This window comes from Nocardia sp. NPDC004722, from assembly GCF_053601505.1.
The window spans coordinates 1-12,273 of record NZ_JBSGBY010000217.1 but is presented as its reverse complement, the minus strand read 5'-3'; the positions used below and the strand labels follow the sequence as shown (position 1 = coordinate 12,273).

At 68.0% G+C, this 12,273-nt stretch carries 11 protein-coding genes; 7 read left to right on the top strand and 4 right to left on the bottom strand.

Translation table 11 applies throughout. From position 1 onward, the window contains the following. Positions 1–108: 108 nt before the first annotated feature. The 3 genes from ACWELQ_RS21680 to ACWELQ_RS21670 form a co-directional block, all read right to left on the bottom strand. On the bottom strand, positions 109–1,179 hold the full coding sequence (locus tag ACWELQ_RS21680) for a Glu/Leu/Phe/Val family dehydrogenase (RefSeq protein ID WP_452398858.1): 1,071 nt from the start codon (positions 1,177–1,179) through the stop codon (positions 109–111). A gap of 165 nt (positions 1,180–1,344) precedes the next feature. Further along, on the bottom strand, positions 1,345–4,821 hold the full coding sequence (locus ACWELQ_RS21675; protein ID WP_452398856.1) for an indolepyruvate ferredoxin oxidoreductase family protein: 3,477 nt from the start codon (positions 4,819–4,821) through the stop codon (positions 1,345–1,347). A 190-nt stretch (positions 4,822–5,011) separates the two neighbouring features. Next, positions 5,012–5,497, bottom strand: a complete 486-nt coding sequence (locus tag ACWELQ_RS21670; RefSeq protein WP_452398855.1) for an Lrp/AsnC family transcriptional regulator — start codon at positions 5,495–5,497, stop codon at positions 5,012–5,014. Positions 5,498–5,601: 104 nt separating this feature from the next. On the opposite strand from ACWELQ_RS21670, the gene ACWELQ_RS21665 reads away from it, so the two are divergent. The 4 genes from ACWELQ_RS21665 to ACWELQ_RS21650 all read left to right on the top strand — a co-directional run bounded on the left by ACWELQ_RS21665 (position 5,602) and on the right by ACWELQ_RS21650 (position 8,481). Further along, the gene (locus tag ACWELQ_RS21665; protein WP_452398854.1) at positions 5,602–6,150 is read left to right on the top strand and encodes an LppP/LprE family lipoprotein; all 549 of its coding nucleotides are present in this window, start codon (positions 5,602–5,604) and stop codon (positions 6,148–6,150) included. 63 nt (positions 6,151–6,213) lie between these two features. After that, a complete protein-coding gene (locus ACWELQ_RS21660; protein WP_452398853.1) occupies positions 6,214–7,140 on the top strand; it encodes a hypothetical protein in 927 nt (308 codons plus the stop codon). Then, complete coding sequence (locus ACWELQ_RS21655) at positions 7,137–7,655, top strand: ABA4-like family protein (protein WP_452398852.1); 519 nt, start codon at positions 7,137–7,139, stop codon at positions 7,653–7,655. The genes ACWELQ_RS21660 and ACWELQ_RS21655 overlap by 4 nt, the downstream gene beginning before the upstream one ends. Before the next feature lie 49 nt (positions 7,656–7,704). After that, the gene (locus tag ACWELQ_RS21650) at positions 7,705–8,481 is read left to right on the top strand and encodes a hypothetical protein (RefSeq protein WP_452398851.1); all 777 of its coding nucleotides are present in this window, start codon (positions 7,705–7,707) and stop codon (positions 8,479–8,481) included. A 42-nt stretch (positions 8,482–8,523) separates the two neighbouring features. Here the strand turns inward: ACWELQ_RS21650 and ACWELQ_RS21645 are convergent, their stop codons facing one another. After that, complete coding sequence (locus ACWELQ_RS21645) at positions 8,524–8,844, bottom strand: YbjQ family protein (RefSeq protein WP_452398857.1); 321 nt, start codon at positions 8,842–8,844, stop codon at positions 8,524–8,526. Between the two features lie 218 nt (positions 8,845–9,062). Here ACWELQ_RS21645 and ACWELQ_RS21640 point away from each other — a divergent pair, with 218 nt between their 5' ends. From ACWELQ_RS21640 to ACWELQ_RS21630, 3 genes are all read left to right on the top strand, one after another. Next, complete coding sequence (locus ACWELQ_RS21640; RefSeq protein ID WP_452398850.1) at positions 9,063–9,698, top strand: TetR/AcrR family transcriptional regulator; 636 nt, start codon at positions 9,063–9,065, stop codon at positions 9,696–9,698. 88 nt (positions 9,699–9,786) lie between these two features. After that, positions 9,787–10,920: a phosphotransferase family protein gene (locus ACWELQ_RS21635; protein WP_452398849.1), complete on the top strand. Its 1,134-nt coding sequence runs from the start codon at positions 9,787–9,789 to the stop codon at positions 10,918–10,920. Between the two features lie 45 nt (positions 10,921–10,965). Further along, the gene (locus tag ACWELQ_RS21630; RefSeq protein WP_452398848.1) at positions 10,966–12,054 is read left to right on the top strand and encodes a TIGR03857 family LLM class F420-dependent oxidoreductase; all 1,089 of its coding nucleotides are present in this window, start codon (positions 10,966–10,968) and stop codon (positions 12,052–12,054) included. Positions 12,055–12,273: the final 219 nt, after the last annotated feature.

Here is a 12,273-nt window from a genome sequence, read left to right as displayed (position 1 = left end):
AGCTTGGAATCCGGTTCATCGGTATCCCGGATCGATTGCTCGACCGATTTGGTGCGGAACATTCCGCTCGCGAACGCCACTTTGCGTTTTCCTCTCTGTTACTGCGATCTAGAGGGCCCGGGGGATGGCGTCCAGACGCCGTTCCGCGAACCTGTTGGCCGCCGCACCGGTGCCGATGCCCTCGGCCTTGGATTCCGCGATGATGTCGCGGCAGCGGTCGAAGATGCCCCTCACCGCGTCTTCGACCTCGACCGGCGCCGCCTGGCGCAGCTCGCCGGCCACCTGAATGAGCCCACCCGCATTGGCCACGAAATCCGGGACCCAGGTGATACCGCGCTCGTTCAGGCTGTATTCCACTGCGGGCGTAGCCAACTGGTTGTTGGCCGCGCCGCAGACGAGTTTCGCCTCGATGGCCTCGGCGCTCGACAGGGTGAGCGTGCCGCCGAGCGCACAGGGGGCGTAGACGTCGACCGGAGCGGTGGAGACGGTGCTCAACAGTCGAACCGAGGGGTGGGTGCTCGAAAGGCGTTCCAGCGCGGCCTGGTTCACATCGGTGGCGCAAACCTCCGCGCCGTCGGCGAGTAGCAGGGCGATGAGTTCGCTGCCCACCTTGCCGACGCCCTCGATGCCGACCGTGCGACCGGCCAGAGTTGGTGCGCCCCAAACAGATTCGGCACCTGCGCGCATGGCGTTGAACACGCCGAGTGCGGTCAGCCGGGCGCTGTCGCCGGAACCGCCCGCGCCCGCGCTGCGGCCGGTGACATGGCTGGTGTAGCGGCCGATGGCATCCAGATCGTCGGTATTGGTGCCCACGTCACCGGCGGTGATGTACCGCCCGCCAAGCGATTCCACGAACCGCGCGTACGCCGCGAAGAGCTCCTCGCTCTTGTCCAGCGCCGGATCGCCGATGATGACGGCCTTGCCGCCACCCAGATCGCACCCGGCCGCCGCGGCCTTGTACGTCATGCCCCACGACAGCCGCAGCACATCGTCCAGTGCCGCCGACTCGCTCGCATACGGGTACATCCGGGTTCCGCCCAATGCCGGTCCCAGCGTGGTCGAGTGAATCGCGATGATCGCCTTGAGCCCGCTCTTGTCGTCCTCACAGAACACCACCTGCTCGTGGCCGCGGGCGCTGAGTTCGTGTGCGCGGCCGAAAACCCCTGCCTCGGTGTGCATTGCGGTCACAATCGATTCCTTTCAGTACGCCGCTTGTGGCGGCGGGTGGGTGGCCGCGTGGTGGGCGGCCGGATGGTGCCGGGTTCACGGCACGGCTCATCGCGGCACGGCGGTGGGGACCGCCGTACGACGAAGGGGTATGGAGTTGATCGGGAGTGCGCGAGTTCAGCCGTCGAGGCCGAGGTCGCGGAGGCGGGCTCGGTAGAGCTCGACGTTGGCGAGTTTCACGTCCTCGTAGCCGCGGACCAGGTCCGGCAGGGCGGCTGCCTCGGTGGCGGCGGCGTAGCTCTGGTCGGTGAGTCCGGCGGCGAGGCGATGGATCATCTCGGTGTAGTGGGACAGCAGTTCCCGTTCCACCTTGCGGACGTGGGCGTAGCCGAAGGGGTCGAGTTTGGTGCCGCGCAGGGCCTTGCCCTTGGCGAGGAGTTTCAGGGCCACATGGGATTTGGGGGTGAGGCCGATCTTCTTCTTACGGCCCATGGCGCGCAGCACCGGGGGATGCAGCTTGTAGGTGAGGTTCTCGCCGCCGGGGACCTGGGCGGAAACCTCTTCCAAGAAAGCGGGATCCACCAGTAGGCGGGCTACCTCGTACTCGTCCTTGTAGGCGGTGAACTTGTACAGCCCGCGCGCCACGGCCTCGCTGAACTCGGTGCGCGTGGTGACCGTGCGCTCGGCGGTCCAGGCGGCCTGGACCGTCTCGACGTAGCGTCGGGCGACCTTCACGTTCTGGAAGTCGACCAGTTCGGCGGCACGCAACTCGACCACCCGCCGGACCTCGCCGTCGAAGTCGGTGCCCGCCAGCAGTTCCGCCGGGGCGACCCGCGGACTACGCCGAGCCGCAGCCGATTCCGTGGCCACCGCGAAGGCGTCGGGGTCGGCGATGGCGACCCGCCCCCACCGGAAGGCCGCGATATTGGCCTCGACCGCGACCCCGTTGATGCCGATCGCCTCTTCGATCGAGGCGGCGGGCAGCCGCAGGCCGCCGGTCTGGAAGGCCGCGCCGACCATCAGGAAGTTGGCGGCGGCGGTATTGCCGAACAGCCGCTGCGCGGCCGCCAGCGCGTCGAAGTCGAACAGTGAATCCGACACCGCGGCAAGACGTTCCAGCAGCGACCCGGTCTCCGGGTAGGCCACCGACTTGTCGTAGACCATGTCCCCGGTCGGGGTCTGGCTGGTCGAGGCGACCACCACGGTCGACGACGGATTGCCGTATTGCAGGTTCTTGGGATCGGCCGCACCCAGCAGGTCGATGGCCATGATGCAGTCCGCGCTGCCCGGGGTGAGCCGGTTGGACGGCTCCAATTCCGTTGCCGAGAACCGCAGGTGCGACAGCACCGGCCCCGCCTTCTGGCTCAGTCCGATCTGGTCGAGGCTCTCCACCGCGTACCCGGCGCGCAGCGCGGCGGTCGCCAGCACCTGGTTGACCGTCACGATGCCGGTGCCGCCGATGCCCGCGATGAGCACGTTCTGGGTGCCCAGCGGCGCGCCCAGCCCGGGATCGGCGACGGCGGGCGGCTCGGCCGTCTTGCGCTTGGAACCCTTGCGCCCCTTGCTCTCCGGGTTCACCTCCACCGTGACGAACGACGGGCAGTCGCCGTCCAGGCAGCTGTAATCGGTATTGCACGAGGTCTGATCGATGCGTGTCTTGCGCCCGAACTCGGTGTCGACCGGTTGCACCGACAGGCAGTTGGACTTGGTGCCGCAGTCGCCGCAGCCCTCGCACACCGCCTCGTTGATCACCACGCGGGTATTGCGCACCGGCAGGGTGCCGCGCTTGCGCTGGCGGCGGGCGTCGGCGGCACAGTGCTGGTCGTAGATCAGCACGGTGACGCCGGGGATCTCGCGCAGCATCTTCTGTGCCTCGTCGAGCCGGTCGCGATGCCACAGCAGCGTGCCCTTGGCGAGCGCTTTGCGGTGGTGCCGCTGGGGTTCATCGGCGCAGATGATGATCTTCTTGACGCCCTCGACGGTCAGCTTGTGCGTCAGCTGCGCGACCGACAGCTGCCCCTCCACGTCCTGCGCGCCGGTCATGGCGACGACCTCGTTGTAGAGCAGCTTGTAGGTGATGTTCACCCCCGCCGCCACACACGCCTGCACGGCCAGCTGCCCGGAGTGGAAGAACGTGCCGTCGCCGACATTCTGGAACAGGTGCGGCACATCGGTGAACGGGGCCTGCCCGATCCACTGGCTGCCCTCGCCGCCCATCTGCGTCAGCCCCGTCACCGCGCTGTCACTGCGCCCGGACAGCGTGACCAGGGTGTGGCAGCCGATCCCGCCGCCGCCGATCGAACCCTCCGGGATGGCGGTGGAGCGGTTGTGCGGGCAGCCGGAACAGAAGTACGGGGTGCGCTTGGCGGACAGTACCTCCAGCGAAAGCGCGGGCGGGGGAGCCTTTTTCAGCTCGACGTGATCGCGCAGCACCCGCCGCAGCGGAGCCAGCAGCCGCCCCGCGGTGAGCTCGCCGTCGAACGGCATGAGCGGCAGGCCATTTCCGTCCAGCTTGCCGAGGATGCGCGGGGCATCGGCGGTGCCGTAAAGGATTTCGCGGATCTGGGTCTCGATGAAAGCGGTCTTGTCCTCCACCACGATCACCTGGTCGAGGCCGCGCGCGAACTCGGTGACCCGCTGCGCCCCAACGGGATACGGCATGCCGATGCGCAACAGGCGGATCCCCGCCCGGTGCATGGCCGCCTCGTCCACGCCCAGATCGACCAGCGCCTGCCGCACCGCGTCGAAGGTGGTGCCGGTCGCGGCGATACCGAGCCGCGCGTCGGCCGGATCCACCTCGATCACATCGAGCTCATTGGCCGCCCCGAACGCGCGCACGGTCGCCCAGCGCGGTCCGTACAGATCCGCCTCGGCCAGCACGCTGTCCGCCGGGGCCGCCATCGGCCGCTGCCGGTAGGCGAAAGTCTTTCCCTCCCACTGCACTTCGGGCACCGAAATGGGCAGTTCGGCCACCGAGGAGTCCACCGTCCACGCGCCGTCGGCGACATCGGCCACGATCTTCATGGCCACGATGCAGCCCGAGGCGCGGGACAGGGCCACGCCCTGCATGCCCATGGTGATGATCTCGCGGGCATTGCGCGGGAACAGCACCGGCACACCCATGGCCGCCAGCGACCGCTCGCTCACCGCGGGCACCGTCGAGGACTTCGAGGCCGGATCATCGCCCACCAGCAGCAGCACGCCGCCGCGCGCGTTCACCCCGTACATGTTCGCGTGCCGGATGGCATCGGTGGCCCGGTCCACGCCGGGACCCTTGCCGTACCAAACCCCCACCACGCCATCGTGGGTCGGCGTCCCGGCGGGCAGATCGGCCTGGCTGCCCCACACCGCGGTGGCCGCGAGCTCCTCGTTGAAGCCCGGCACGAACGCGATGTCGTGCTCGGCCAGCACATTCGGCATCCCCAGCAACATCTTGTCGACCCCGCCGAGCGGACTGCCCTGATAGCCGGACACGAAGGTCGCGACCCGGTGTCCGGCGCGCATATCGCGCACATGCTGCTCGACCAGCAATCTGGCAATGGCCTGCACACCGGTGAGAAGGACCGGACCCGCGCCCGACCGGTAGCGGTCGGCGAGGTCATAGGGCGTAGCCGGTTCGGCCTGCCGTACAGGCGCCCAGGCAACGTCGGTCATGGACAGTCACCAACTCTCCACAGCCTTGTGAGCTGCACACGAAGGGGATCAAGCGATCGGTGCAGCGAAATCTGCCGTGATGTGTGATCTGTGTCAACCGTGGCGCGAAAAGTTGATCAGATTGCTCAAAAGTGATCTGGAGCACTGTGACGCGCGCATCATTCTGTTCAGCGTCACAGCGCTCCGCGCGTCAGTCGGCGGCCGCCTGACTCGTGAGGTGCTCGACGAGCGGCAGCGACCGATACTCCACCGGAGTCGCCAGGGCGAGCATGGTTTCGGTGTGCTTGACCCCGGGGATGGAATGCACGCGCTGAATGATCGCCAGCAGATCCGGCTGCGAACGCGCGGCTATCCGCACCAGCAGATCCCCGCGCCCCGTGGTCGCGTGCACCTCGAGCACGTTCGGGAACTCCCGCAGCGCCTCGACGATGTCGTTCATCTTGTTCTGATTCAGCTCGATCCCCAGGAACGCGTGCACCGCGAACCCGATCGCCTCGAGGTCCACATCCGGCGGATAGCCCCGCACCACCCCGGAGGCTTCCAGCCGCTTCATCCTGGCCTGCACCGTGTTCCGCGCGATCCCCAGCCGCTGCGCCAACTCCAGGATCGGCGCTCGCGGATCGGCCGCCAACTCCGCCAGCAGCGCGGAATCCAGCCCGTCGATCTTGATGCTCATAACGCATTCTCGCACTCCGGAACCCGGCCGACCGGAGGGCCGGGGATAACGCGGATTCCGTCGTACTCGATGATCCAGTCGTGCAACGTGAGCGGAGGGGAATCATGAAGGCCAGGTCAGCGGCGCTGGTTTCGGCGGCGGCAGCGGTAGTGCTCGCGGTGAGCGGGTGCGGCCCGTCGAGCACGCCGGGGGGTTCGGCGACGACGGCAACGGCCGCGGCGCAGCAGCCCGCGGCACCGGCGGGCAGCGGGCACGGACTGTGCTTCGACGTGAATTCTCAGTTGGCGCAGTCGGCGCTGGCTCGGCAGGCCGCGCCGCCGGTGCGGGGGTGGAAGGTCGGGCAGAGCAGTGACACTGCCCTGTCGGCGGGGTGCGACGGGGCGCTGTCCTGGATGGAGATCGACTCGGATGTGAATCATCCGTACACCCAGATCCTCTTCTTCACCGGTGGTGAATACCTCGGCACCGCGACGTCGGACCCGTACATGTACACGCAGATCACCGGCCACACCCGGACCTCGCTGACGCTGACCTATCACTGGCTGCAAGGCAATGAGGCCATGTGCTGCCCGACCGGCGGACCCAGCGTCGTCACCTTCACCCTCAACGGCACCAAGGTGACCGCCGACGGCCAGTTCCCGCCGCACACCTGAGTCGCGCTCACCACCGCAGTAACAGCATGGACAGTCTAACTATCGATAGTTACGCTATCTGGTATGAGTGCTACGACTGTCAGTCCTGCTCCCGTTCGAACGTCCTGGCATCGGCCGCTGCTCTGGCTGGCGGCGGCCATGGCGGTGCTGGTGGTTATCTCGGTGGGCGGCATGGTGTTCGACCGTCGGGTCATCACCGGCCTGCCCGCCTGGGACAAACCGGCGAAATTCGCTCTCTCCGTACTGATCTACGCGGTCACCTGGGCGTGGCTCATCCCGCAATTGCCCAGGGGTGGGCGGCTCGCGCGCTGGGCGGGCAGCGTGGCCGCTTTGCTGCTGGGCCTCGAGATGGTGATCATCGTGGTCCAGGTGGTGCGGGGAACCACCAGCCATTTCAATCTGAGCACCCCGTTCAACAGCACCCTCTGGTATCTGATGGGGATTTCGATCGCCGGGGTCTGGCTGGCCACCGCCGCGATCGGGCTGGTGCTGTGGCGTAACCCGGGCCCGGATCGGGCCCGCGCCTTGGGAATTCGCTACGGTACCGTGCTGTCCCTGATCGGCATGGCACTCGGATTCCTCATGGTCTTGCCGACCCAATCGCAGGGCAGCCGCCCCCGCCTCATCGCGGGCGCGCACACCGTCGGCCTGCCCGACGGCGGCCCCGGCCTCCCGCTGCTCGGCTGGAGCACTGTCGGCGGCGACCTGCGCATCCCGCACTTCGTGGGAATCCATGCCCTGCAACTGATTCCGCTGGTGGTGATCGCCCTGGAACTGCTGGCGACCCGCCTGCCCGCCCTGCACGACGTCGCCCGCCGAACCCGGCTGGTCACGATCGCCGCCGCGGCCTATGCCGTGTTGCTGGGCGTGGTGACCTGGCAAGCCCTGCGCGGCGAGTCGATCGTCCATCCGCAGGCGCTGACCCTCACCGCGCTCGGCATCCTCCTGATCGCCACCTCCGCCGCCGCCACCTGGGCGGTGCGCCGATGATCCCCACCCTGTTCACCCTGGTCTTCTGGCTAGCCGCCCCGTTCTGGGCCGCCATGATCCTCGCCCCGCGACATCGCTGGACCGCACGACTGCTCTCCTCGCCGTGGATCGCGGTCCCACCCCTGCTCGTCTACCTGGCGATCATGCTCCCGCACTTCCCCCAATTCTTCGCCGCCATGACCCGCCCCGACCTCCACACCCTGCGCGACATCCTTGGCGCAGACTGGGGAGCCGCCGCAATCTGGGCACACCTGATCGGCTTCGACCTGTTCATCGGCCGCTGGATCTATTTCGACAGCAGGGCCCGCTCGATCTCCGCCTGGCTCATCTCACCCGTTCTGTTCGTGACGATCCTGCTGTCCCCGATCGGCCTCCTGTCTTATCTGCTCCTGCGCAGTTCGCGGGTGGGAACGGACGCCCCCAAAAGCGGGGGCATGCGAAGGGGGTGGGGATCGGGGAACAGTGCTATTCGCAAAATGAAACATGCACAGTTCACATCGTCGAATCGGGAATGACCGCTCTATGCGTACTCGGACATCAGCTCGCACCCTTGTCGCGGCCGGCATGACTGCCGCCGCCTCCGTTCTGACCGTGATCGGTGGCGGGACGGCCGCCCATGCCGACGTGGCGGGCACGGGAATGACCGTGCAGGGCAGTAACTTTCAGGTCGGGCAGACCTACAATGTCGTCGTCCCGGTGTCCGGATGCTCGGCGCCGGGGCTGTCGGACACCGTCGGCGGCGTGACCGTTCGGTCGGCGTGGGCGGTCACGTCGAGCCTTGCCGCTGGAACTCCTTGCAGTGGAACGACATCCACGGAGACCATTGCGTGGACCCCGCTCGTCGGTGGCACGCATGTGCTCGGTCTCGGATACGGCAACAGCAACCCGAACCTGCCGCCCTTCACCGACTTCGGAACCGCGACCGTTCAGGTCGCCGGTGGCGCGAGCTCGGACCCCGAGTCGTGCGGCAACTCGGCCTCGACGCTGTGCACCACGGTTCACGGCAGTCCGGTGGCGGGATGCGCGCTCACCGTGACCATTTCGAACATCCCGGCCTCGCTGGCGTCGTCGGGGTCGGCCGTACTGTCGAGCCTGAGCGCGGGATCCACCGTCCGCAACGCGTGGGTGGTCGACAACGGCACGAACACGGGTACGACGGCCATCAACGGCAGTTCCGTCACCTTCAAGTGGACCCCCGCGGCGGCCGGACTCCATCACCTGGTGGGCCAGTACGACACCGGAGCCCAGCCCGGCTTCCTCAGTGACGCGGTGATTCTCCCCGGCGGCGCCGGTGAGATGTGGCTGCCGGTGGCCGCCTCCGGCAGCCAGCCCTGCGCCTGATCCACCGGGAGCTCCACGCCTGAGGCGAAGGGAGTTCTGCGCCTACCGCCGCCGGATGCGCACCGCCGTGCCGTAGGCGCAGATCTCCTGGCCGCTGTCGCCGAAGTCGTTGGCGTCGAAGCGCATTGCGAGAATCGCGTCCGCGCCCTTCTCGCGGGCGAGCTCGATCATTCGCTGCTGGGCCTCGATCCGGCTGTCGTAGAGCATCTTCGTCATGCCCTTGAGTTCACCGCCGAACATGGACTTGATGCCCGCGCCGATCTGCGAACCGAGATGGCGGCTGCGGACCGTCAATCCGAAGACGTCGCCGAGGACTTCGACGATCTCGTAGCCGGGCAGATCGTTCATGGTGCTGACCATCATGGTGTCCGCGTTCGCCTGACCGGTCGCGCTGCTGTCGACGCTCACAAGGTGTCCTCTCGCTGGGTGCTCGTTCTCCTTCGATCTTCGGCATCCGGGCCGCTCGCGGCATCGCCCGCAGGTGCCGAGCCGCGTCATCCTCAGGTCGCGTGACCCGGCCGCCGATGTACGACTTGCGACGGCGTCGGCCTCAGGGGCGAACCCGGCGCTATCGTTCGACCGTGCACACCGAGGCTCAGGCCATGCAATCCGCCGCGGGGACCCGCCTCAACCGGAAGGGGCGGGAGACCCGGCAGCGGCTGCTGGATGTCGCGATCGGCTGTCTCGCCGAGGGATCCGGTGAACCGCTGTCGGCGAATCGGGTCGCGCGGGAGGCCGGGGTCAGCTGGGGCACGCTCAAGCATCAGTTCGGCGATATCGACGGGTTGTGGGCGGCGGTGCTGATCGAGCTGACCGATCGCAGCGGCGCCAACAGCCCCGAGGTGTGGCCGCGGGTCTCCGGCTCGATCCGGGATCGGGTGTGGGAGATGGTCGATGCGATGTGGACCATCCTGGACACGCCCGAGGGCCGAGCCGTCGAAACCCTGCGCGGCGGCCTGCCCACCGGTCAGGCCGAACGGCTGGCGGACTTCCCGCTGACCGCCGCGGCCATGGCCGGGTACGAGGACGCCTGGCTGCGGGCCTTCGACTACTTCCTGGCGGACCTGTCGCTGGATGCGGGCAAGCTGCGCGGCGTGCAGCGGCTCATCCCGATGGCCATGCGCGGCATCAATAACGAGAGGCGGCTGTCATCGGCCGCCGAACTGGCGAGCGCACGCCACTGCCTGGTCGACGCGATAGCGGTCTACCTGGACTGATCCACATTCTTTGAGAACCCTCGTTGACAATTGCGGAGGGGAGGTCCACTGTTACCTCCAGCTTTTCGCGATCAGTCAGGAGTGATCCATGTCTCCGTCTCCCGATGACCAGGGCATGCGTCTGCAGCGCAGCAGCCGCGATACCGCCGCCCTGATCCCTCGCCTCACCGCGTGGCTGGCCACCCAGCTGCCCGAGGGGGCCGAGCCGGAACTCACGCTGGGATCCGGCATCGACAGCAACGGGATGTCGGCGGAAACCCTTACCCTGACCCTGAATTGGCGCGAGGCCGGAACATCGCACAGCGCCGACCTGATCGCCCGCGTGGTCCCGGCCCCCGGCGACTTCCCCGTCTACGAGCACTACAACCTGCCCGACCAATTCGAGGTCATGCGCCTGGTGGGCGAGTCGAGCGACGTCCGGGTTCCCCGGGTGCGGTTCCTGGAGCCGACCGGTGACGTGCTCGGCACGCCGTTCCTGCTGATGGACCGCATCGACGGGCTGGTGCCGCCGGATGTCATGCCCTACAGCTTCGGCAACAACTGGCTCTTCGACGCCGACCCGCAACAGCAGCGCCGGGTCCAGGACGACACCATCCGGACCCTGGCCGCACTGCACGCGATCCCGGACGCGGCAACGACTTTCGCGTTCCTCGACCCGGCTCAACCCGGCGACACCCTGCTCGAGCGGAACCTGAACCGCGCCCGCGCCTGGTACGAGTACTCGGTGCGGGACACCGGGCGCTCACCGCTGGTGGAGCGAATCCTGGCCTGGCTCACCGCCAATCTGCCGGAGCCTTCGACGTACGAGACCGTGCTGTCGTGGGGCGACGCCCGCTTGGGCAACGTGATGTACCGGGATTTCACGCCGGTCGCGGTGCTGGACTGGGAGATGGCCACGATCGGCCCCCGCGAACTCGACGTGGCCTGGATCGTATTCGGGCACCGCGTGTTCCACGCCATCGCCAACAACTTCGGCCTCCCCGGGATGCCGGAGTTCATGCGCGAGGACGACGTGTGCGCGGCCTACGCCGAGTACTCGGGCGTGCGGCTCGCCGACCTCACCTGGTACACGATGTACGCCGCCCTCAACTACAGCGTCGTCTTCCTGCGCGCCGGTGGCCGCCAGATCCACTTCGGCGAGATGGAGCGGCCCGCGGACATCGAGGTGCTGCTGCACCATCGGGCGCTCGTCGAAGAGATGCTCACCGAACTCGGTGCCTGACAACAATATTCGACCATTCCGTTCCGAAAACTCTGGGGAATTCTCGTGACCGAACAACTCAACGAACTGGCCTACTACTGCATCACCCGCCACCCGGCCGACGCCCGCGTCCTGCTCCCGGAGGCCCGGGACGCGGAGCGGCTCGGGCTCGGCTCGTGCATGATCGGCGAACGCATGACCGTGAAGGACTCCGCGGTCCTCTCCGGCGGGCTCGCCGGATGCACGACCGACCTCGGAATCGCCGCCGCCGCAACCAATCACCACACCCGCCACCCGATGGTCACGGCCACCATCGGCTCCACCATGCAGGCCATGACCGAGGGCCGCTACGCCATGGCGTTCGGACGCGGCATGGCGGCGAACTGGAAGGCGATCGGCCTGCCCGCCGTCACCGAGGCGCAGCTGCGGGATTTCGTCGGCATCCTGCGCCGGCTGTGGGCGGGGGAGACCATCGTGAATCACGATGGCCCCGCGGGGAAATGGCCGGTCCTCTACCACCAGAACGGCCTCGACGACGCGCCGCCGATCGGCTTCGTCGCCGTGGGTCCCAAGACCATGGAGCTCGCGGGCGCGATCGGCGACTTCGTCGTGCTGCACACCTTCTTCTCCGACGAGGCGACCGCGAATTCCGTTGCGGCCGTGCGCCGCGGCGCGGAACAGGCGGGCAAGGATCCCGACAGCGTGCGCATCTGGTCGTGCCTGGCGACCGCGAGCGACGCGCTCTCCGAAGAGGATCAGCTGCGCCGCCGCACCGGCCGCCTCGTCACCTACCTGCAGGCGTACGCCGACATCCTGATCACCACCAACGGCTGGGACCCGCAGGTGTGGGACCGCATTCGCGCCACCCAGCTGTACCAGGATGCCGCGGCGGCCGGACCCATCGACGCCTCGGCATCCTTCGAGACCCTCCAGCGGATCGACGAGCTCATCCCCGACGAGTGGCTCGCCCCCGCCGCCTACGGCACCCCCGAACAGTGCGTGAAGAAGATCTCCCGTGAATACGACCTGGGCTGCCACTCGGTGATCATGCACGGGGCCAGCCCGCACGAACTGGAATCGGTCGTCGACGCCTACCGCGCCAACCGGCCCGTGCTGCGCCGCGCGGTCGCGGCGAACCCGGGCAAGTTCGCCTGAGCGCGGCCGCACGGTCGAAATCCGCATGAGCGCAACCGGTCCCAGGAGTAGTACGCCCCGCTAACGTCCTAGGGTCGGACCTGATGCGGAGGAGTGTGCCTTGACCACGGAGTCGGCCATCGATGTCGAAATCTCGCTGCACCCGCTCGACGACCCCGTGCGGTCGTCGCTGCGCGGTGCGCACGCCCGATTCGCCGCCTGGGCGGGCCGAATCGGGCG

What these genes read in the sequence shown, in the direction of transcription:
- ACWELQ_RS21680 (WP_452398858.1), bottom strand. Translation starts at nt 1,179, where the DNA reads ATGCACACCGAGGCAGGGGTTTTCGGCCGCGCACACGAACTCAGCGCC.
- ACWELQ_RS21675 (WP_452398856.1), bottom strand. Translation starts at nt 4,821, where the DNA reads ATGACCGACGTTGCCTGGGCGCCTGTACGGCAGGCCGAACCGGCTACG.
- ACWELQ_RS21670 (WP_452398855.1), bottom strand. Translation starts at nt 5,497, where the DNA reads ATGAGCATCAAGATCGACGGGCTGGATTCCGCGCTGCTGGCGGAGTTG.
- ACWELQ_RS21665 (WP_452398854.1), top strand. Translation starts at nt 5,602, where the DNA reads ATGAAGGCCAGGTCAGCGGCGCTGGTTTCGGCGGCGGCAGCGGTAGTG.
- ACWELQ_RS21660 (WP_452398853.1), top strand. Translation starts at nt 6,214, where the DNA reads ATGAGTGCTACGACTGTCAGTCCTGCTCCCGTTCGAACGTCCTGGCAT.
- ACWELQ_RS21655 (WP_452398852.1), top strand. Translation starts at nt 7,137, where the DNA reads ATGATCCCCACCCTGTTCACCCTGGTCTTCTGGCTAGCCGCCCCGTTC.
- ACWELQ_RS21650 (WP_452398851.1), top strand. Translation starts at nt 7,705, where the DNA reads ATGACTGCCGCCGCCTCCGTTCTGACCGTGATCGGTGGCGGGACGGCC.
- ACWELQ_RS21645 (WP_452398857.1), bottom strand. Translation starts at nt 8,844, where the DNA reads ATGATGGTCAGCACCATGAACGATCTGCCCGGCTACGAGATCGTCGAA.
- ACWELQ_RS21635 (WP_452398849.1), top strand. Translation starts at nt 9,787, where the DNA reads ATGTCTCCGTCTCCCGATGACCAGGGCATGCGTCTGCAGCGCAGCAGC.